The 17,269-nt window shown below is 47.6% G+C and carries 29 protein-coding genes; 14 read left to right on the plus strand and 15 right to left on the minus strand.

The features are described 5' to 3' along the window. Nucleotides 1-4 precede the first annotated feature (4 nt). Nucleotides 5-1,279, plus strand: a complete 1,275-nt coding sequence (locus K7G97_RS08995) for a hypothetical protein (RefSeq protein WP_223040362.1) — start codon at nt 5-7, stop codon at nt 1,277-1,279. On the opposite strand, the gene K7G97_RS09000 is transcribed toward K7G97_RS08995, so the two are convergent. Together K7G97_RS09000 and K7G97_RS09005 are read right to left on the minus strand one after the other, a co-directional pair. After that, the gene (locus tag K7G97_RS09000; protein WP_223040363.1) at nt 1,260-1,790 is read right to left on the minus strand and encodes a nucleotidyltransferase family protein; all 531 of its coding nucleotides are present in this window, start codon (nt 1,788-1,790) and stop codon (nt 1,260-1,262) included. The genes K7G97_RS08995 and K7G97_RS09000 overlap by 20 nt on opposite strands. After that, a complete protein-coding gene (locus K7G97_RS09005; protein WP_223040364.1) occupies nt 1,787-2,374 on the minus strand; it encodes a TetR/AcrR family transcriptional regulator in 588 nt (195 codons plus the stop codon). The genes K7G97_RS09000 and K7G97_RS09005 overlap by 4 nt, the downstream gene beginning before the upstream one ends. Nucleotides 2,375-2,529: 155 nt before the next feature. On the opposite strand from K7G97_RS09005, the gene K7G97_RS09010 reads away from it, so the two are divergent. After that, nucleotides 2,530-3,246, plus strand: coding sequence for an ABC transporter ATP-binding protein (locus K7G97_RS09010; protein ID WP_223040365.1), 717 nt, complete (start codon nt 2,530-2,532; stop codon nt 3,244-3,246). Further along, nucleotides 3,246-4,274 (plus strand): ABC transporter permease, encoded by a 1,029-nt coding sequence (locus K7G97_RS09015; protein WP_223040366.1) that lies wholly within the window; start codon nt 3,246-3,248, stop codon nt 4,272-4,274. The genes K7G97_RS09010 and K7G97_RS09015 overlap by 1 nt, the downstream gene beginning before the upstream one ends. Here the strand turns inward: K7G97_RS09015 and K7G97_RS09020 are convergent, their stop codons facing one another. Further along, entirely contained in the window at nt 4,275-4,979 is a 705-nt protein-coding gene (locus K7G97_RS09020) for a hypothetical protein (RefSeq protein WP_223040367.1), read from the minus strand. Nucleotides 4,980-5,061: 82 nt separating this feature from the next. Here K7G97_RS09020 and K7G97_RS09025 point away from each other — a divergent pair, with 82 nt between their 5' ends. The 3 genes from K7G97_RS09025 (at nt 5,062) to K7G97_RS09035 (ending at nt 5,874) form a co-directional block, all read left to right on the plus strand. Further along, the gene (locus K7G97_RS09025) at nt 5,062-5,406 is read left to right on the plus strand and encodes a DUF2200 domain-containing protein (RefSeq protein WP_223040368.1); all 345 of its coding nucleotides are present in this window, start codon (nt 5,062-5,064) and stop codon (nt 5,404-5,406) included. A gap of 12 nt (nt 5,407-5,418) precedes the next feature. After that, nucleotides 5,419-5,589 (plus strand): hypothetical protein, encoded by a 171-nt coding sequence (locus tag K7G97_RS09030; protein WP_223040369.1) that lies wholly within the window; start codon nt 5,419-5,421, stop codon nt 5,587-5,589. A gap of 75 nt (nt 5,590-5,664) precedes the next feature. Beyond that, nucleotides 5,665-5,874 carry a hypothetical protein gene (locus tag K7G97_RS09035; RefSeq protein ID WP_223040370.1) on the plus strand — a complete coding sequence of 70 codons (210 nt, stop codon included), beginning with the start codon at nt 5,665-5,667 and terminating at the stop codon, nt 5,872-5,874. A gap of 59 nt (nt 5,875-5,933) precedes the next feature. Here K7G97_RS09035 and K7G97_RS09040 read toward each other — a convergent pair whose 3' ends face one another. The 4 genes from K7G97_RS09040 to K7G97_RS09055 form a co-directional block, all read right to left on the minus strand. Then, on the minus strand, nt 5,934-6,476 hold the full coding sequence (locus K7G97_RS09040; RefSeq protein WP_223040371.1) for an NADPH-dependent FMN reductase: 543 nt from the start codon (nt 6,474-6,476) through the stop codon (nt 5,934-5,936). 54 nt (nt 6,477-6,530) lie between these two features. After that, nucleotides 6,531-7,514, minus strand: coding sequence for a ring-cleaving dioxygenase (locus tag K7G97_RS09045; protein ID WP_035397186.1), 984 nt, complete (start codon nt 7,512-7,514; stop codon nt 6,531-6,533). Nucleotides 7,515-7,573: 59 nt separating this feature from the next. Further along, nucleotides 7,574-8,008, minus strand: a complete 435-nt coding sequence (locus K7G97_RS09050) for a MarR family winged helix-turn-helix transcriptional regulator (protein ID WP_223040372.1) — start codon at nt 8,006-8,008, stop codon at nt 7,574-7,576. 192 nt (nt 8,009-8,200) lie between these two features. Next, entirely contained in the window at nt 8,201-8,881 is a 681-nt protein-coding gene (locus K7G97_RS09055) for an NAD(P)H-dependent oxidoreductase (protein ID WP_223040373.1), read from the minus strand. A gap of 119 nt (nt 8,882-9,000) precedes the next feature. On the opposite strand from K7G97_RS09055, the gene K7G97_RS09060 reads away from it, so the two are divergent. Then, nucleotides 9,001-9,372: a winged helix-turn-helix transcriptional regulator gene (locus tag K7G97_RS09060; protein ID WP_223040374.1), complete on the plus strand. Its 372-nt coding sequence runs from the start codon at nt 9,001-9,003 to the stop codon at nt 9,370-9,372. After that, nucleotides 9,369-9,827, plus strand: coding sequence for a VOC family protein (locus K7G97_RS09065; protein ID WP_223040375.1), 459 nt, complete (start codon nt 9,369-9,371; stop codon nt 9,825-9,827). Before K7G97_RS09060 ends, K7G97_RS09065 begins: the two co-directional genes overlap by 4 nt. Before the next feature lies 1 nt (nt 9,828). On the opposite strand, the gene K7G97_RS09070 is transcribed toward K7G97_RS09065, so the two are convergent. Genes K7G97_RS09070 through K7G97_RS09080 form a run of 3 tightly spaced genes read right to left on the minus strand, consistent with a single transcriptional unit; the run spans nt 9,829 to nt 11,658 of the window. Then, a complete protein-coding gene (locus K7G97_RS09070; RefSeq protein ID WP_223040376.1) occupies nt 9,829-10,452 on the minus strand; it encodes a Type 1 glutamine amidotransferase-like domain-containing protein in 624 nt (207 codons plus the stop codon). Between the two features lie 25 nt (nt 10,453-10,477). Continuing rightward, the gene (locus K7G97_RS09075; RefSeq protein WP_223040377.1) at nt 10,478-11,236 is read right to left on the minus strand and encodes an aminoglycoside phosphotransferase family protein; all 759 of its coding nucleotides are present in this window, start codon (nt 11,234-11,236) and stop codon (nt 10,478-10,480) included. Beyond that, on the minus strand, nt 11,233-11,658 hold the full coding sequence (locus K7G97_RS09080; RefSeq protein ID WP_223040378.1) for an Lrp/AsnC family transcriptional regulator: 426 nt from the start codon (nt 11,656-11,658) through the stop codon (nt 11,233-11,235). The genes K7G97_RS09075 and K7G97_RS09080 overlap by 4 nt, the downstream gene beginning before the upstream one ends. A gap of 136 nt (nt 11,659-11,794) precedes the next feature. On the opposite strand from K7G97_RS09080, the gene K7G97_RS09085 reads away from it, so the two are divergent. Beyond that, nucleotides 11,795-11,953, plus strand: a complete 159-nt coding sequence (locus K7G97_RS09085; protein WP_075642401.1) for a DUF1272 domain-containing protein — start codon at nt 11,795-11,797, stop codon at nt 11,951-11,953. 35 nt (nt 11,954-11,988) lie between these two features. Here the strand turns inward: K7G97_RS09085 and K7G97_RS09090 are convergent, their stop codons facing one another. Further along, a complete protein-coding gene (locus K7G97_RS09090; RefSeq protein ID WP_055968284.1) occupies nt 11,989-12,453 on the minus strand; it encodes a DUF4188 domain-containing protein in 465 nt (154 codons plus the stop codon). Nucleotide 12,454: 1 nt separating this feature from the next. Beyond that, nucleotides 12,455-12,991, minus strand: coding sequence for a PadR family transcriptional regulator (locus K7G97_RS09095; RefSeq protein ID WP_223040379.1), 537 nt, complete (start codon nt 12,989-12,991; stop codon nt 12,455-12,457). A 147-nt stretch (nt 12,992-13,138) separates the two neighbouring features. Here K7G97_RS09095 and K7G97_RS09100 point away from each other — a divergent pair, with 147 nt between their 5' ends. After that, a complete protein-coding gene (locus K7G97_RS09100) occupies nt 13,139-13,411 on the plus strand; it encodes a hypothetical protein (protein WP_223040380.1) in 273 nt (90 codons plus the stop codon). Between the two features lie 5 nt (nt 13,412-13,416). On the opposite strand, the gene K7G97_RS09105 is transcribed toward K7G97_RS09100, so the two are convergent. Both K7G97_RS09105 and K7G97_RS09110 read right to left on the minus strand, forming a co-directional pair. Continuing rightward, complete coding sequence (locus K7G97_RS09105; RefSeq protein WP_223040381.1) at nt 13,417-13,974, minus strand: histidine phosphatase family protein; 558 nt, start codon at nt 13,972-13,974, stop codon at nt 13,417-13,419. Then, complete coding sequence (locus K7G97_RS09110; RefSeq protein ID WP_223040382.1) at nt 13,971-14,633, minus strand: Type 1 glutamine amidotransferase-like domain-containing protein; 663 nt, start codon at nt 14,631-14,633, stop codon at nt 13,971-13,973. Before K7G97_RS09110 ends, K7G97_RS09105 begins: the two co-directional genes overlap by 4 nt. Before the next feature lie 162 nt (nt 14,634-14,795). Here K7G97_RS09110 and K7G97_RS09115 point away from each other — a divergent pair, with 162 nt between their 5' ends. The 4 genes from K7G97_RS09115 to K7G97_RS09130 all read left to right on the plus strand — a co-directional run bounded on the left by K7G97_RS09115 (nt 14,796) and on the right by K7G97_RS09130 (nt 16,869). Further along, nucleotides 14,796-15,503 (plus strand): hypothetical protein, encoded by a 708-nt coding sequence (locus tag K7G97_RS09115; RefSeq protein WP_223040383.1) that lies wholly within the window; start codon nt 14,796-14,798, stop codon nt 15,501-15,503. Between the two features lie 10 nt (nt 15,504-15,513). Then, complete coding sequence (locus K7G97_RS09120; protein WP_023468433.1) at nt 15,514-16,218, plus strand: AAA family ATPase; 705 nt, start codon at nt 15,514-15,516, stop codon at nt 16,216-16,218. A 104-nt stretch (nt 16,219-16,322) separates the two neighbouring features. Beyond that, the gene (locus tag K7G97_RS09125) at nt 16,323-16,670 is read left to right on the plus strand and encodes a hypothetical protein (RefSeq protein WP_223040384.1); all 348 of its coding nucleotides are present in this window, start codon (nt 16,323-16,325) and stop codon (nt 16,668-16,670) included. Next, the gene (locus K7G97_RS09130; protein ID WP_223040385.1) at nt 16,651-16,869 is read left to right on the plus strand and encodes a helix-turn-helix domain-containing protein; all 219 of its coding nucleotides are present in this window, start codon (nt 16,651-16,653) and stop codon (nt 16,867-16,869) included. Before K7G97_RS09125 ends, K7G97_RS09130 begins: the two co-directional genes overlap by 20 nt. Here K7G97_RS09130 and K7G97_RS09135 read toward each other — a convergent pair. After that, nucleotides 16,844-17,254, minus strand: coding sequence for an SRPBCC family protein (locus K7G97_RS09135; protein WP_223040386.1), 411 nt, complete (start codon nt 17,252-17,254; stop codon nt 16,844-16,846). The two genes, K7G97_RS09130 and K7G97_RS09135, sit on opposite strands and share 26 nt — an antisense overlap. Nucleotides 17,255-17,269 lie beyond the last annotated feature (15 nt).

Raw genomic sequence — 17,269 nt, forward strand, 5'->3', positions numbered from 1 at the left:
CGAGTTGCATCCATTAACGAAAGATTTAATCTCCCATATCCAAGACAAATATCAACTGAACGATTATGTCTTACATGAAACCTTCTATCGCCGTGAAAAAATTCATGGTGAAACGCAATATTCGCTTGAGACGTGTTGGTTACCCATCAATCACGGCCCTTGGTCTGAAGATGAGAGTTATCCAGACGGTACGATAGAGATCCAAGTCGATACGGCTACAAAACGAACGACTGCGATCCACAAAAATGGCGCTGTCGCGATTCATTCAGTTCCAGAGGATTTACGTGATTCAGACATACGGATTGCTTGGCTTGAGCAAGAATTAGGAATGACGTTCGAGAAGCAGTTCATGTTCCTTACGCATCAAGATTCTCTGTATCAGTACGTCAACTGTCATCACGGGATTCGCCTCTCCCCTGGTCTGTTCATATCGCTTGAGCTAACGAATGAAGGAGCGCTCGATTCTTTCAGTGTCTATGGAACCCCCGCGCTGAGTAACAAGTATTCGACTGAACCGTTCACATTGTCACCTATACAAATCGCACCGATCATATCAGAACAAATACGGTTCTTTTTTGCACCTGATGACCAACAACCAATACAAGCGCATGCAATTGAAGAAATCTTTGTTTCTCAAGACGGCTTGCGCACGTATCTTCTAAGTAATCCCGAAACTTCGTCCGTTGCCATGAACGAGATCGTGACATGGGACAAACCGTCCACCTTCTCCTATACGCGCAAATTGATTAAGCGGCGAGACGCTGTCACGGCACTCGATGCCGAAGCTCAAACGCCACATCCGGATTACCGACCGTTGACTGACGAGATGCTGGAAACATGTCAGTCGATTGCTGTAGATCTCATCGCTGCCGAATATCCGGAGGAGTCCGGAGCGTGGACGATTCAAGAAATCCATCGGGATTTTCCATTCATTAACGTAGTAGTACGCCGGACTCTTGACGACATAAATCTCGCTTACAAACGTCGTTTAACGATTCTTTTGATCGAAGATACTTTTGAAGTCAGCCTAATCGTTGATAATGAAGCATTTATTGACCTCTATCATGACTCGACACAAGGATTGCCTGATAGCGTTCCGGAAGAAGTCATACGTCACGCACTCATGCCTTACCTGACATTGAAACCGTATTATGTTTTCGACCGGGCACTTGACCACTATGTTCTCTGTGGTTTGCTTGACTCGAACCACGCTTACTTACCGGCAACAAATGAGGTCGTCTTACTCGAAGACCTGTATGTCATTTCAGCCACTGATTGATTCGTTTCTTTACTATTTGCGGAAGAACGAGGCTTCTCAGCTGTTCGAGACGCTTACGGTCGACTTCCTGTTTCGTAAATACGTCTTCAATCATCGTGACCTTTTGTTCCCGCCCCGGAATCAGTTGATAGATGACGTACCAATCGACGAGTGCCATGAACGGAAGTCCAACTGAATCGATCGATTGTTCAGCAAACGGATAGACGAACACGCCCTCGTCATGGCGAACCTGTAGTCCGCTCATCAGATCGAGATCGATTCCTTCGATCATAAATTCTTGGAACACTTCCGTCGCGTAAAGTGACGTCTCGTCTTGTTCAACGACAGTTCCCATCTCAGATAACAATAGGACTGCCCGTTCGGCGTCCGCTAACGCGACGACGAGATCGATGTCGCGCGGAGTGACAGGCAGTCCATGATGGTGTAACAATAATGAACCACCGATGCCAAACTGAATCCGTTCTTGCTGCAAACACGCGACGACTTTTTCTAAGACTTGCTCAAGACTCATCGTCGGAACCCCGCTGCTCGAAACGGCCCTTCCATCGAAATCGTAAAGATGATTCGAGCAATCTCTTCCGGTGATGTCTCGTTTGAATGGCTCAACCAGGATTCGATGACACCGAGATGGGCGGCTGAGAGATAGGCAATGAGATAATTTTCTGGAACGAGCCGTTCTCCTTGTTCCGGTAGTCCTGAAAACAGAATCTGTTGCATGTAATCACGGACCCGGTTCCGAAACATCCCGTCACTCGTCGGACTGAGTAGGATTCGCATCAGCGTCCGGTGTTCATAAAGAAACGTCAGAAACGGAATAATTCGTCGGTACGGTGAGTCCTCCTTTTGGTTGATTAAGACAAAGGGAATCTCGCGTTCAAACGTCGCTTCAATCTTTTCAAAAATCTCATTCGTCATCCGCTCGAGTAGTTCGTATTTATCCGCGTAATGATGATAGAACGTCCCGCGGTTGACTTCCGCCCGATCTGTCAACAACTTGATCGTCACGGCATCAAAACCAACTTCGTCGATCAGCTGAAGGAACGTCTCACGAATCCTCCGGTCAGTCCGGATAACGCGTAAATCCTGTTTTTTCATTGAAATCGCCTCTTTCTTCAACATTTTAGAAGGATGTGTCGCTTAAGCGACAGATGGACGTCAACTGGTCATTGCTCCCAGTTTCTCTCCCTTTTATAATGAAATTAATCAACACGTTGTTCAATAATTATTTTATAAAAAGGAGGGAGAATACGATGGATTTACGACTGAACGGTGTATCAAAATCGTTTCATCAACAGAACGTCCTCCAACAGATTGATCTTTTGATTCCGTCCGGTGAGATTTGTGGCTTGCTCGGTCCGTCAGGTTCTGGTAAGACGACACTGATTCGTTTGATGATTGGTGCGATCCAGGCAGACGCAGGTTCGATTCAGATTGGTGACACTTCGATGCCAAGCTTCAAGATGTTATCGCAGATTGGTTTCATGCCACAAAACGATGCTTTGTATGAGGATTTATCGGGGCTTGCGAACCTGCAATTTTTCGGTTCCTTATACAACATGTCCCGTCAGGATTTAGCAAAACGCATCGAGGAGGTCTTGACACTCGTCGATTTAACGAATGATCAAAAAAAGCTCGTTCGCCATTATTCCGGCGGGATGAAGAAACGATTGTCCCTCGCCATCTCAATCTTGCATCGTCCGACCGTCTTATTCCTGGATGAGCCGACCGTCGGGATTGATCCCGTGTTACGCCGCCAGATTTGGAATCAATTCCAAGCGATTCGTGCGCAAGGTACGACGATTGTCGTCTCGACCCACGTCATGGATGAAATCAATGAATGTGACCGGGCAGCATTGATCTATAACGGTCGGATCATCGCCTACGATCCGCTCGACCGTTTGCTCGCACAGACTGAAAACGGTCAGGTCGAGGAACTGTTCCTGCTCGCTGGAAAGGACGTGACGTGATGTGGCAACTCGCACGACGGGTCATCCGTCAAACGTTGAACGATAAACGAAGCGTCGGACTGATTTTGCTTGCTCCGTTATTAATCTTCACCTTGATCTATTTCCTACTTGGAAACGATGATTACACGCCTGTCGTCGCCATCAGTCAAGATGTACCGGCACCGGTCTCACAAGCGATCGAAAAACAGGATCTGTCGCTTAAAACGTATAACGGCAGCGATGCGGACGCCTACCTCAAGGACCATGAAACGGTCGACGTCGTGTTAGACATGAAAGATAACCAGCTAGCATTGAACCTCCGCGAACCTTCAACGAAAAGTTCAAAGGCACTACGCGAGATTCAAGCTGGACTGGCATCGCTGCAACCGACGATGCAACTCGAGACGAACTATCTGTACGGAGATGTCGATCAATCAACGTTTGATGCGCTCGGTTTCGTTTTTTTATCGCTGTTCTCGTTCTTCTTCGTCTTCATCTTATCAGCAATGGCTCTCGTCAAGGAACGCAGTGGTGGCACGCTCGAGCGGTTGATGATGACACCGATTCGCCAAACCGACGTCATCTTCGGCTATACGCTCGGTTATAGCGTCTTCGCCTCCATCCAGGCGATTCTTGTGGTCCTGTATGCAACGACCGTTCTTGACTTACCGTCTGAAGGTTCGATCATCTGGGTCTTCCTGACGATGCTTGGACTTGCCGTCGTCGCGGTCTTGTTCGGCGCAACGATTTCGATTTTCGCCCAGTCTGAATTACAAGTCGTCCAATTGATTCCTTTTACGATCATTCCGCAGATTTTCTTCTCGGGATTGATTCCGCTTGATTTGATTCCATACGGACTCGGTAACATCGGATACATCACCCCGATTTTCTACGGAGCGAGTGCGATCAAAGAGGTACTTGTCTACGGCAACGGTTGGTCGAGCATCTGGCCGTACTGGCTCGGACTATTTCTTTATGGTGCAGCACTGTTCCTCTTAAATATGCTCGCCCTTAACAAGTATCGCGGACACCAAAAAAGACACGGCTGATTACACGAGCCGTGTCTGATTTTGCTTAAGCTGTTCGAGGAAAGCAGTCCGTTGAGAGGGATCGAGTGTCTGTTCTGCTACGTCGGCATAGCGAACGAGCTGATAGATTTCATGCGGGACTGTGACTTCTAAGCGTATTAACCACTCCGTCAGCGTTTCATATGTCCGCCGTTGCTGCGCTGGAGCAAGTGATTGATTGAACGCGCGCACCGCTTCACGAATTTTTGAATCAAGCATACTGTCTTCTAAGGAGAGCTGGACTTCAGGGGTTAGCGGAAGCGATAGAGCGGTTCGTTTCGGTTGATGCTTTGATGGGAATGACCACTGCATGCGGTTGAATCGTTGTCGACGATACAGATAGATGATCATCACTAGAGCGACAATCCAAGAAGCCACGCGAGTGATTTGATTGATTGCATCCGTCCATGATCCCTTTCCCACTTCAACAACAGGTTTCTTATCCGGCTCTTTCCGATATCCTTTGTGCCCATTTTTTGAAGAGTTCAGTGCCTTTGTGATCAAATCTTTTTTCGCATAAATGACTTTTTTAGTCGGTAAAATTGTGCTCGGGACATGTACCCAGTTTCCTGTCGATTGATCAATCGGAGGATCAATCAATGCCTGATACGACATTTTTACGCCCACGACGCCTAAAAATAGCACTAGGCACGTCAAAAAAGTCATTCCAATGATTCGATATCTCATTTCATCCTGCACCTCCAAACCGAATTGAAATCCGTGACACAAGACCTTTTCCCATATGTTACCATGAAAGGAGGCGATTCAGATGAGTTACGAAAAAGTATTTCAAATGCCAATGTTGCAGCTGTATCAGGTATACCGTCAAAAAGTCGAGCGTAAGCAACGGACACAAGACGAACTCGATGACGTGCTGTTCTGGTTGACCGGACACACGCAATCCACTCTTGAACAAGCCATACAAACCCAAAACGTCGCAGCCTTTTTCGAGCACGCACCTGCCCTGAATGAACGTCGTTTTTTAGTCACTGGCGTCATCTGCGGGATTCGTGTGGAACATCTAACGGATCCGCTCATTCGTAACATCCGGATTCTCGACAAACTCGTCGACGAACTGGCGAAAGGAAAAGCGTTATCTAAAATCCTACGATAAGGAGGAATGCTGATGTCTACTTTACTCAGTACACTGGCGATCCTCGTCATGGTGACCAGTGTGATTTATTTCATCGTCTATCAAGTTAAACGAAATAAAGGAACCCATCGTTCCCCCGTTTATCGACTTGTCTTTGGTGGTCTGTTGGTCGGCTTGATGGTCAGTTATTTTTTGTTGACGTGAGTCGTGATTTTCAGTTTTTAAATTAAACAATAAAATCATTAATACAGTATTTGAAATAATGAAGGAGGTATACGCTTGAAACTTCGAAAATGGTTCCTTCCACTTGTATTGCTCACCTGTCTCGCCTCTCCGAATGCTGCGACGTCGTATGTGAAATGGACGGTCACTCCAACAGGTCACTATCTCGAACGTCTGCAAGCGGCTGACATTCCTTATAAAGTCCGCCAACACACGCTTTACATTCAAGAAAAGGATCTGCGCCGCGTCACGTCGTGTTGTACATGACAACGATAGAAAACCCCCTCATTTCGCTGAAATGAGGGGGTTTTCTGATCAATCACGATTTAGCGGATTGTTTTTAATGCTGTTGCCCACGGAATGACTTGATCGAGCATTTGGTTGACCGATGTTTCTTGAACGGCTGCCGCTTTTAAGACCGATCCGTTCTCGAAATCCGTGAACAAGGATAACGCCGGATGCACCCGGACATCGGCAATCAATAACTCACCGAGGATGCCGCGCAAGTGTTCTGCTGCCCGCGCTCCACCGACAGAACCGTAAGAGACGATCCCTGCCGCTTTATTGTTCCATTCGACTCGTAAATAATCGAGCGCATTCTTGAGTGACGCTGCAATCGAGTGGTTGTATTCCTGGACGATGAAGACGAATCCGTCTTGCGCTGCGACATCCTTCGACCAATCAGCAGCACCCGACGAATCCCCATCCTTTTCACCTAGAAGCGGTAATTTGTAGTCGGCGATATCAAGAATCGTGTAGTTTGCATCCCCCCGTTGATCGGCGAGTTGTTTGACCCAGTTCCCGACTTGTGGGCTGAGACGTCCTTCACGTGTGGATCCTAAGATGATACCAATGTTTAATTTCTCCATTTTCATTTCCTCCTCTTGTTTAGATGCGGTTGGCTACGTTATCGTTACGTTCTCTTAAAGGTATTCTTTTTCGATCTTGCGCGTACTCCGGACCGTATCGATTGGACGGACCATTTGTTCGATCTGTGCTCGTTGCGGCTCGAGGAACGGTGGTAACGACAATTTCTCCCCGACCGTTTCGTATGGCTCATCCCCCATGAAACCAGGACCATCCGTTGCCCACTCGAACAAGACACCGCGCGCGACACGGGCATAAAGGGACTCGAAGAAAAAGCGATCGACGTAACCGGACGTGTTGAAGCGTAGCTGTTGCATCCGCTCGATCCATTCTTGTAAGGCAGCCGTATCTTCAACGCGGAAAGCGACGTGGTGGACCGTTCCGAATCCTTGACGTCCGCTTGGTAGAACGACGTTGTGCTCAACGATGACTTGGGCACCATTTCCGCCTTCGCCCATCTCGAACAAGTGCAGGGAACCCGCTTGATCGACTTCGCGCATCAACATCGCTTGTTCAAGTACCGCTTTTAAATTGTCGAATTCCGCGATCCGGATGTGAATTGGACCGAGTCCCGTGATCGCGAACTCGAGGGGTACCGGACCGTTTTGCCACGGTGTGCCGGAAGCGACACCTTGATTATGCTCGTCAGAGATCAACATGTATTGTTGCTCATCAAAATCGACGAACGAGAGCGTCTGCTTGCCGAATTGTTCTTTGATACCACGGTGCTTGACGTCGTATTTGTCAAAGCGTTTAATCCAGTATTCGAGTGCCGCATCCGTTGGAACACGGAACGCTGTCTTAAAGATTTCATTCGTTCCGTGTGACCCTTTTTGAATACCAGGGAAATCAAAGAACGTCATATCTGTGCCGGCAGATCCTTTATCATCGGCGAAGAATAAGTGATACGTCTGGATGTCATCCTGATTGACGGTCTTCTTGACCAATCGCATCCCTAGGACGTTCGTAAAGAAGTCATAGTTTTTCTCGGCACTGCTTGTAATCGCCGTCACGTGGTGGATTCCTTTTAATTCATTCATGAAAAATCGCTCCTTTAATGGTTATTATCTCGAATTCGAGATATCAGTCTAAAAAATTTTTATTGTTTTTTTGCTTGATAGCCGATCGTTTTGGCTGTCTCGATGAATGCTTCGAGGTCTGACGGGGCTATTCCTTGAAATACTTGATTGATTGCTTGCTCGTGCTCCGGAAAAATCGTTTCCATCAATTGTTGCCCTTCAGGTGTCAGTTCCGCAAATGTCACACGCCGATCCTCTGGACATGCTTTGCGGACAACGTAATTCTTCTTTTCAAGCTTATCGATGACGTATGTGATGCTACTGCTCGTGATCAAGACTTTTTTCCCAATCAATTGAATCGGTTGCCTGCCCCTGTGAAACAGCAACTCAAGAACTGAAAAATCCGTTGGGTTCAACCCCCATTGCGCAACGTCCTTCTTGATGACTTCATGTAACGCATCGACTGCACGCACCATGACCGTTAATGCTTTCAAGTTCGGATTCGATGGAGTCATTTCGTTCACCTCTATTGTATCTTCAATTCATATATCTTTAATTCGAGATAAATATACCATCTTGATTTTTGTTCGTCAACTGTTTTGATGATTATTTATATGACCATGATGCCTAGTAAACAAAAAACTGAGCCGAAGAAAAATTTCGGCTCAGATGGGATGAATCACATAGTTTTTAAAATAGCTTGAATATTAGACCCAATCAACGAGATCAGCGATGGCTTGACGCGTTTGCGCATGCGCCGGTGCTGCATTTCGGTAACCGAACGCTGCCATGACCGCGACATTCAGATTGTCCGTCAAATGTCCTTCTTCACGTAACAGCTGTTCGACAGCTTGTTGGTCGAACCCTTCGATTGGACACGAATCAATCCCGATTTGTGCCGCGCTGGTCATCATGTTACCGAGCGCAATGTATGTTTGTTTTGCCGACCAATCCCGCATGGCACGCTTTGATGACACAAGATCGAAGTCGGATTCTTGGAACTGACGATAAAATGAATGACGACCTTTCTGTGCTTCAGGCGTTAATCCGATCACGTCCTGCATCATATGGTTGATGTAAGGCGCGTCAAAATGCATGTCCTGTTCATTTCGAGCCAAGAGGATGACGAAGTGGCTCGCTGTCTCAAGTTGTCCAGCAGCGCCCCACGCAAACGGTGCAAGACGCGCACGAAGTGACTCATCTTGAATGACGAGAAAGCGCCACGGTTCGTAGCCAAACGATGACGGTGAAAGACGCCCCGTTTCAAGAATGAAAGCAAAATCATCTTCCGGAATCTGTTTGTCCGCAAATCGTTTTGTCGCGTGACGGAAGGCGAATGCCTCGAGAATCTGTTGTTTTCGTAAATCGGTAGTCGTTTTAGTTAACATGTTCTAGCCTCATTTCGTATGATAGTGACATCTGAAGTGTATGCCGCTTCCTAGCAAGCGACAAGTACGCACTTTGAAGTGACATACTATCAATCATGTAACTAAAGGAGACGATCCACATGCAAAACGAAGAAAGTTGTGTCTTTCTAAATATCTATTCTTGCGCGACGGCAGCGACGGTTGAAGTGATCGGTGGAAAATGGAAAGCCATCCTGATCCATCAATTGCTTGACGGTCCGCTTCGCTTTTCAGAACTATTGAAGACCTCCGAATCCATTAGTCCGCGTATCTTGACCTTACAATTACGAGAACTCGAGTACGATGGGCTGATCCAACGTGTGACATACGCAGAAGTGCCACCTCGGGTCGAGTATTCGCTTACCCCACTCGGTGAGACCCTTCGTCCACTCGTCCTGATGATGAAACAATGGGCGACCGAACACATGTCTAGCGTGCTCGAACATCGTGCTACAGGAGAACTCGTTCGATGACGTTCTCACTATATGAAGCGCATCTACCGGTAACTGATTTACATCGATCGATTGTATTTTACGAATCACTCGGATTGACCTTTGATCATACCGTTGACGATCGAATCGCATTCTTATGGATTGAACCCGGGAAAAGCTGGATTGGCCTTTGGCTTAGCGAGCACGCGAACACGCCGTATCATCCTTCCATCCGACACATCGCTTTAACTGTCGATATCGACTTTTTACGGAATGCTCCGAATTGGTTGCGCGAGCGTCAAATCGAACCACGCGCTGCATTTGGATTTGGACCAGATGAGCCCTTCGTGATGACACATAAGGATTACGCCCATGCCAAACTGCATTTCAATGATCCAGATGGCAATAGTCTTGAATTCATCTGTCATTTATCGAATCCGAAACGACTATCGAAGAAGATGACACTCCTAGAGTTCGAGACGCTAACGTTCACATAATCTAACGCCCATACAACGCGTGCCCTTCTCCTACTCGATAGTGATCTGTCCCGGAAAGAATATACGCCGTATCATCAGGTAATCCGATGGCATGATTCATTTGAGGCAGATGTTCCTGAAAACGGGTTTCCCGTTTTTCCTGGTTCAAGTGCGGACAAAGACAGCCGCTCAGCCAGCCTTGCCCCGTATCCAGACAATAGTCCGTTCCGTCCTCACTCGTACGGATTCCGTATTCCATCGCATAGATCGCTCCAGCACTGACACCGACGTACCATGTTCCACGCTTAACGGCTTGTTCAAGCAATACATCCATGCCTTTTAGAGCAAGCGTCTGAACGAGTAACGGATAATTGCCACCCCCGACATAAAGAATGTCGGCACTATCTATTAATCGTCGTTGCGTCGCCATGGATTGTTTGTCGTCAAACAGCGTGACGATCGAGACGATCGCGCCAAGTGCTTCATATGTATTTCGAAATTGGTGTTGGTATAACGATTCATCCCGACTTGCCGTCGGCAGGAAGACGATATGTGGCGCGTGTTTCGTCAGTTGAACGACATGCCGATTGATGAATTGATGAGATGGAGCAACCAGTTGACCGCCTCCGATTAGCATGAGGTTCATCTCTTTTCTCCTTTGCAACGACTTTTTAGAAAAAGGAATACAGTCCGTGTTCGTAATAATCAAATTCTCGTGTAGTCAATCGCTCGAAACGGTAGCCTTCGTAAAAGGCATCGAGGGCTCGCGGATCATCGATGATCGGACTGATCGCAAGAGCGATGTCATACCGCCGATCGCCCGGTCTCATTGCACCGACATCAATGAACGACAGCGTTCCGTCCGTCGCGACCAACAGATTGTCCGTCGTACAGTCGCCATGAATCCAACTGGCAGTTATCGCCTTCGGACAGGAGGACTTTAATCGTTTCAGTAAATCCATCGTACCAGACGTCCAAGCAGATGCGACATAACGTTCCGCTGTCATAAGTCGTTCCGTTAGCCACTCCTGTGACGTTCCCCCTGTCGTGCGTTGATGAAACTGGAAAAGATACGTTCCGAACGCTTGCCACAGCTGAATCCGCTGCTCGCTTGTCGCCTGTCTTAAGGCTGTCGACAACGTCATCCCGTCTCGCCACTGCATCAAGAGATGGCTTTGCTGTTCCGTCTTAAAAAAACCAACGTACTCCGGTAGGAACCCTGGTTCTCGTTGCATCCATTCTTCTAAGACAATCGCTTCTTCTGCGAGCCATTCTTGGTATCTCGCTTCCGTAGCAGTCTTTAGTAAGTAACTCCCTTTTTTTGCTTCAATCCGGTACACAATCGAAGTGCCCCCTTGCTCACCAAGCTTTTCGACGTGCCCGATATCCCCCGTCAGTTGTTCGATCCGTACACGTGTCGCTTCCGTCATACCGTATATCCCGTGAACGGCACTGGCGTCGACAGTCGAATCCAGGTCGACGGTTTGCCGTAGACCGATGCGTCATCAAGAAAATGTTCCAGTGTTGTAACGGACGCCGTTTGCAACTTGACCATGAAGTTATAGCTACCGGTCAGGCGGTGACACTCGACGACTTCTGGATGTCCTTTACAAAATTCAATCAAGCCTGCGCAGCGTGTCTCTTCGAACATGACGATCGCGAGTAACCCTTGCGCGAGTGCTTCCGGATTTATGACAGCGCGGAATCCTTCGATGATTCCCGCGTCCTCCATTTTTCGGACTCGTTCGATGACGGCAGGTGCCGATAACCCAATCTGTCGTCCGAGTTCCGACCACGGAATCCGGGCATCGTCTTGCAGAATCCGGACAATCTGTTGATCAATTTGGTCCATTTTTCATCTCCCTTTCGAATTAAAACCACTTTCTTCAAATTACCACGGAATCAAAGGAAAATATAGCCTTTCCCTATGTTCTCCTACTGTGCTCCTCAAAGTGCTTTTCTTATACTAATTACAGGAGGTGATACATATGGAATCAACCTGTGTCCGGTGTCAAGAAACGATTGAAACGACGGTCTATCAGTGCTCGCACGCTTGTACGTTTTGCGAACCGTGTACGAAAACGCTCGATCATATTTGCCAAAACTGCGGGGAGATGCTCGAACCCGTCACGCCAGTCGCGACATAAAAAGACGGATGCCTCGGCACCCGTCTTTTGTCTATTTAGATCGTCTCTTGTGATTGCCGCTCGGCTAAGCGCCCTTTTGCTTGTTCTTGATGCGGCTTGATCGCCGACTCCCCGAGTGCTTTCGCTAGACCTCGTGTTGGAAGATTGACATACATCGACTCATAATTGCTGACTTCGAACGTCTCATGAAAGATCCCGACCGCTTCTGTTGTCCGTGCCTTCTGATTGAATCGTTTCCACGCCGTCAAATGACGGGAACCATGGGCATATGCCATCAATTCTTCCGTCGAACGCCAATATTGAATCAACGTCACGGAACGCCAACCGACAAGTGACTCATGCGAAATCAGACCGACATCGTTTGCATAACACTCTTGTAGCATCGGTCCCATCGCCTGGACCGTCGGCAACCATTGCCGGACGGAACGCAGACGATTGATCCGTAAACCGATGATGAACACGACGACGTCTTTGTTCGGAGTCGCAATGATCCGTTTCATGTCAATTTCCTCCTCCAAGGGTCTCAAGGGAAGCGTCACACCAATCGAGTAACGCCCGTGTCTTCCGAATGCCATAATCAAGCGTCAATAACCAATAGACGGCATCATTCGAGTCCGGATAAGAACGAATCATCGCATCGATTGCTTGATACGTCTCAAGCCGTTCTTCAAGCAATCGCGCGTGCTCCTGAATTTTCTGCAAGGTAACCTCTTTTGAAGCATGTCGAGCGAAGTACAGCTTCAACAACAGGTCGTTCCGTTGCACCGGCAGCTCGACGGACGGTTCAGCGACCCATCGCGCAAGCTCCGCATGCCCGTTTTCCGTCAGGGCGAATTGTTTCCGTTCCCCATCCGTGACCTCTTCAACGATCAACCCTTCCGCCTCTAACCGTTTCAGCGTTGGATAGACTTGTCCGAAGCTAATTTTCCAAAAGTGATTCAAACTCGTATCGATCGTGTGTTTCATCTCATAACCAGACGTACACCCGCTTGCAAGAAGTCCGAGAATCGCATAACGGGTCATGTTTTCTTTTGGCATCGGTCCCTCCTATATCTAAAAGATAGTATCTTTTAGATATAGTTCCCGTTCATTCAAATGCCAAACAGGAAATTTACTGGATGAAGCAGGAATTTACGTTTTAAGTCCGAATTCTTGTTCACATACTTAATTAAAAGGAGTTCTCATATGACATACGCTAAAGCTTCTATCTTCTTTAGTTTGCTCGGTCTGCTCATCGCCTATATGATTTTCCCACCGCTCAACTGGTCGTTCGGACCGAACTCGATGCTGACGATCCCAATCGGACTTGTCATTTATCTGTTTGGAATCGGACTTGGGATCGTCGCCATCAAACGACGCGAATCGGGAATCCTCAAATACGTCAGTCTCGCCTGTGCCGTTCCGCTTGGTGTGTTACTACTGCTCTTTCTCGGTTTCATCTTCAGTGGGCAGATTTAATCATTTTACAATAGTTGTTCATGAGACGTTTTCCCGCCTGCATCGAATGTCAGCTGATGGATTGTTGGACTCCCCATCGCGCCCAGCCACTCATTTGCCGGTCGTTCAGTGTAGTGTTCGAGCACTAAAGCCAACACGAGACCATGCGTCGCGACGACCACTCGGTGGTGCGGGTGGGTTTTAAGTAGCTGATCGATGACTGTTAGAGCACGATTACGTGCTATTTGATTCGACTCTCCACCACTTTGCGCGTAATCATCATTTTGAAATGATCGCTTCAACAGTTCTTCTAGCCGTTCAGGCGATAAACGTTCGTCTGTTTCCTGAAAACGCCGTTCCTGAAACGCTGCCTCGTAGATTCGCAAACCTCGTTGCTCAGCAAGCGGGCGAACGGAGTCCATCGCTCGTTGCATCGGACTCGAGTAGATGGCGTCAATCGGTATCTCTTTAAAGAACGCTACGAGTTCCTGTGCTTGTTCTTGACCTGCATCCGTTAATCCCCGCCCTTGATCACTGCCTGTTTTGATCGATTCGCAATGGCGAATGAAATAGATCGTCCTCATCGCAACTGGACCCACTTTCCTTCAGAAATCACGTCTACGTTCGAACCGATAACACGAATCGCTGTCGCGTCGTCGATTGCGTAAGCTGGATTCGTCAATGTCTCAGCCCATGATTCGGCAGCTTGTAAGTGATTATCTGGTAACTGCGGATGATCGAGGTGTGGAAAAATTGAAAAGTCAAAGAGACCTAATGTTGCGTCCGATTGCTCCGGCGTCTTTTTCCATCCAACGAAATCTGTTCCGATTCGTGGCGTCAGAACCATGCTACCGGCGCTCATCCCGACATAAACACCGGTCAGTTGCGGTAATAGTCGATCGAAGCCCGATTCGACAAACCAGTGATGTAGAAAGAGTGGATCACCACCATTAACGAGAATGACATCCGCTTGTTCGACCGCTGGTTGCCAAATTGCTGGATCAATTACCGAGACCGCTGATAATTCCAACAGACCGACTGATTTCCATCCTAAATCGACCATCGGTGCCTCATCTTTTCCTTGAATGAAGTTGACAGCGAGGTCCGTTCCTCTGCCTAATGCGTAGGAAGCTGTCGTGATTGCAATGGCACGGCATTCTTCAATCGGTTTTCCGAGCATCTCGCGTAACGCGTTATGAATCGAGAGATTCTGTACCCCACCGGACGTTAATAAATAGTCCATCGTGACACCTCCTGTTCTTTGCTTCAGTTTACAATATTTGTGCGTTTCTGGTATTCTTACTTTTATTAACAACTTACTTCATCAGGAACTTTTCTCCATTTTCTTTCGTATCAAAACATACAGGCTCATATTTTGACCAATTTTTGTGAACAGGAGGCACATATGTATTCGATTCCTAGCTACTTCATACTCTACTTAAAAATCATGCTGACGGATAAGATTCCGGTCTTTTGGTCGTTGATTTTCCCGTTGATTCTCGCCTTTGTCTTCGGGTCACGACTTGACTTCACCGAGAACAGTTTCCTCTCGTTCCTTGCGCTCTTTTGGGGCTATATCTTGCTCTCGATTTACGTGAACAGTATCGGACTCCAACTTGCCCGGATGCGGGAGCATGGTTTGATGAAGACGTATATCATGATTTCCGGTAGTAAGATTGGTTGTATTCTCGCACTCGTACTCGTTCAGCTCGTGTTTGCAGCCGTTAGTTTGACGGTCTTTACGACGATCCTGATGCTCGTATTCGGTTACTTCTCACCTTTGACGTTGTTACTCGCTTATCTCGTCTTGTTGCTCAGCATCCCGCTTGCTTTTGCAAGCATTGCCTTGACGATGCTTCCAGCAAAGATTTCGAGTATGTCGACATTAATCAACATCGTCATGTATCCCCTGTTCTTGTTCGCAAATAGCCAACCGGATCGCTTGTACAGTTACTTGAATCCTTTTTATGTCATGAAAACACTTGGTCTCGCCGTCTCTGAGCACGTTACGGGAGCATCGTTACTGATCTTGACCGTCGTACTCGTCGTTTATCTGTTACTTGGTCTATTCTCTGTCAAACGCTTTAATCTGATGTCATTACTGACCCGATAGGAGGATTCAGATGCACGTTCAACACGTACGCTTCAACTATCCGAAATCACCTGATCTGTTACACGATGTCTCCTTTTCGCTTGTTCCCGGGAAACTGAACGTCTTGATCGGGATGAACGGTGCCGGGAAAACGACACTGTTTGATTGCATGACCGGTGCTTTACCGATCACGTCCGGAGAACTGGACTTACCCGATATCTCGGACATCCTCTATTTGACGCAATTCATCTATTACTCGGATGAATTAAAGGGTAAGGATGTCGCCGTTTTCGTCGGTCGGCTCGCTCGTTTGAAAGCATATCGCAAGCAAGAGACCTATACGCGTCATCTGAAACAGCCGCGAGAGCTCGATTTATTCGCTCATCTGTGGGAGATGAAAATCGGTAAGATGTCCGCTGGCGAAAAGAAATGGTTGTTCGTGACCCTGTTGACGACAGTACCACGTTCGCTCTACATCTTTGACGAGCCGACGAGCGGAGTCGACCCGGCAACACGGCTTCATATCATGCGACGCTTCGAGCAGATGACAGCAAACGGTCAAACATGCCTCTTCTCGACGCATCAATTACACGATCTATTGCATACCGATGCCCATGTCATCTTCCTTCATCAAGGTCGTATTTTGTACGAAGGTGACTTCAAGGATTGGTTGAACCGATTCGAGACGACGGATCCGGACGTCGCGTTCGTCCAAATGCTAGAACTAGCAGGGTAACGTTAACCACCTCTCTTTTGGAGGTGGTTTTTTGTAATATTTGAAATATAGGTTTTCGAAAAACATGTACTGGATATACACATTATAAGAAAGGAGGTCGTCCGATGAACTTCATTTCCGGTCAAGCATTTATCACAATGATGGATTCACTTTTTAGCGAAGAGGAATGGAATCGACACGTCTTATACATCACTGCGAATTCAGCAGCGATCCACTTACAAAAACGATCTACCACCATTCTCTCGCAGCCTTTGGAATGTCAGATTTCGTTTCTCGTGCATTTACCAACGCTAGAAAAACGACTGATCGTCAAAACGAATCAACAGGAGACGCGTCAATTTTTCTTTGATTCAATGGCTTCCATCGATTGTATGTGCACTAGTTTGATGCCATGGACGAATCCAGGGCGATTCAATAAGGAGGAAAACGTTCATGTCCACCAACACTCTTGAACAACGCATGAATGCCGTCCTCGATTGTTTGGCGGCCGCAAAGGACTACCAACGCATCGCCGGACGGCATGATGTGTCGTATCAACAATTGTATAACTGGGTCCGGCGCTATGAGAGCGGCGGTATTCCTGCCCTGACGGATCGCCGTGGTCGGAAGTTACGAAGCGAACGATTTACTTCGACTCAGCATACGCCTTGAACCGATCAAGGATCGCCTGCCAGCCCGCTTGTTGCATCTCAGGCGGGTTGCTTGTTTCGGCATCAAACGATTCGACGACTTCGGTCTGTTGCCCGTTCCGAGAGAAGTCGATCGTCACCTGGCGACCATCTTCGAGGACATACGCAATGTGTTCGTAAGGAATGATTGTCTCGTATGTACCCGTGAAATCAAATCCCATGCTACCGTCTTTTGCTTCCATTCGATTCGTGAATTGACCACCGACCGTCAAATCATTCGTTGACGCCGTCGTATGCCAGTCGTCAGACGCTGCGTTCCAGCGTTTGATGTCTTCTGGTGCGTTCCAGATCTCCCACACGGTCTCGACTGGACGGTCAATCACGGCTTGAATCGTTAGTTTCGTCATCTTTTTTCCTCCTTA

This window comes from Exiguobacterium acetylicum (assembly GCF_019890935.1).
Classification (GTDB): domain Bacteria; phylum Bacillota; class Bacilli; order Exiguobacteriales; family Exiguobacteriaceae; genus Exiguobacterium_A; species Exiguobacterium_A abrahamii.

Excerpts from the sequence above, each read along its gene's own strand:
- K7G97_RS09135 (WP_223040386.1), bottom strand. The coding sequence starts at position 17,254 with ATGACGAAACTAACGATTCAAGCCGTGATTGACCGTCCAGTCGAGACC.
- K7G97_RS09075 (WP_223040377.1), bottom strand. The coding sequence starts at position 11,236 with ATGACGGAAGCGACACGTGTACGGATCGAACAACTGACGGGGGATATC.
- K7G97_RS09060 (WP_223040374.1), top strand. The coding sequence starts at position 9,001 with ATGCAAAACGAAGAAAGTTGTGTCTTTCTAAATATCTATTCTTGCGCG.
- K7G97_RS09130 (WP_223040385.1), top strand. The coding sequence starts at position 16,651 with ATGTCCACCAACACTCTTGAACAACGCATGAATGCCGTCCTCGATTGT.
- K7G97_RS09105 (WP_223040381.1), bottom strand. The coding sequence starts at position 13,974 with ATGAGGACGATCTATTTCATTCGCCATTGCGAATCGATCAAAACAGGC.
- K7G97_RS09100 (WP_223040380.1), top strand. The coding sequence starts at position 13,139 with ATGACATACGCTAAAGCTTCTATCTTCTTTAGTTTGCTCGGTCTGCTC.
- K7G97_RS09080 (WP_223040378.1), bottom strand. The coding sequence starts at position 11,658 with ATGGACCAAATTGATCAACAGATTGTCCGGATTCTGCAAGACGATGCC.
- K7G97_RS09045 (WP_035397186.1), bottom strand. The coding sequence starts at position 7,514 with ATGAATGAATTAAAAGGAATCCACCACGTGACGGCGATTACAAGCAGT.
- K7G97_RS09015 (WP_223040366.1), top strand. The coding sequence starts at position 3,246 with ATGTGGCAACTCGCACGACGGGTCATCCGTCAAACGTTGAACGATAAA.
- K7G97_RS09040 (WP_223040371.1), bottom strand. The coding sequence starts at position 6,476 with ATGGAGAAATTAAACATTGGTATCATCTTAGGATCCACACGTGAAGGA.
- K7G97_RS09095 (WP_223040379.1), bottom strand. The coding sequence starts at position 12,991 with ATGCCAAAAGAAAACATGACCCGTTATGCGATTCTCGGACTTCTTGCA.
- K7G97_RS09085 (WP_075642401.1), top strand. The coding sequence starts at position 11,795 with ATGGAATCAACCTGTGTCCGGTGTCAAGAAACGATTGAAACGACGGTC.
- K7G97_RS09125 (WP_223040384.1), top strand. The coding sequence starts at position 16,323 with ATGAACTTCATTTCCGGTCAAGCATTTATCACAATGATGGATTCACTT.
- K7G97_RS09065 (WP_223040375.1), top strand. The coding sequence starts at position 9,369 with ATGACGTTCTCACTATATGAAGCGCATCTACCGGTAACTGATTTACAT.
- K7G97_RS09020 (WP_223040367.1), bottom strand. The coding sequence starts at position 4,979 with ATGAGATATCGAATCATTGGAATGACTTTTTTGACGTGCCTAGTGCTA.
- K7G97_RS09110 (WP_223040382.1), bottom strand. The coding sequence starts at position 14,633 with ATGGACTATTTATTAACGTCCGGTGGGGTACAGAATCTCTCGATTCAT.
- K7G97_RS09030 (WP_223040369.1), top strand. The coding sequence starts at position 5,419 with ATGTCTACTTTACTCAGTACACTGGCGATCCTCGTCATGGTGACCAGT.
- K7G97_RS09000 (WP_223040363.1), bottom strand. The coding sequence starts at position 1,790 with ATGAGTCTTGAGCAAGTCTTAGAAAAAGTCGTCGCGTGTTTGCAGCAA.
- K7G97_RS09050 (WP_223040372.1), bottom strand. The coding sequence starts at position 8,008 with ATGACTCCATCGAATCCGAACTTGAAAGCATTAACGGTCATGGTGCGT.
- K7G97_RS09115 (WP_223040383.1), top strand. The coding sequence starts at position 14,796 with ATGTATTCGATTCCTAGCTACTTCATACTCTACTTAAAAATCATGCTG.
- K7G97_RS09090 (WP_055968284.1), bottom strand. The coding sequence starts at position 12,453 with ATGAAACGGATCATTGCGACTCCGAACAAAGACGTCGTCGTGTTCATC.
- K7G97_RS09025 (WP_223040368.1), top strand. The coding sequence starts at position 5,062 with ATGAGTTACGAAAAAGTATTTCAAATGCCAATGTTGCAGCTGTATCAG.
- K7G97_RS09005 (WP_223040364.1), bottom strand. The coding sequence starts at position 2,374 with ATGAAAAAACAGGATTTACGCGTTATCCGGACTGACCGGAGGATTCGT.
- K7G97_RS09120 (WP_023468433.1), top strand. The coding sequence starts at position 15,514 with ATGCACGTTCAACACGTACGCTTCAACTATCCGAAATCACCTGATCTG.
- K7G97_RS09070 (WP_223040376.1), bottom strand. The coding sequence starts at position 10,452 with ATGAACCTCATGCTAATCGGAGGCGGTCAACTGGTTGCTCCATCTCAT.
- K7G97_RS09010 (WP_223040365.1), top strand. The coding sequence starts at position 2,530 with ATGGATTTACGACTGAACGGTGTATCAAAATCGTTTCATCAACAGAAC.
- K7G97_RS09055 (WP_223040373.1), bottom strand. The coding sequence starts at position 8,881 with ATGTTAACTAAAACGACTACCGATTTACGAAAACAACAGATTCTCGAG.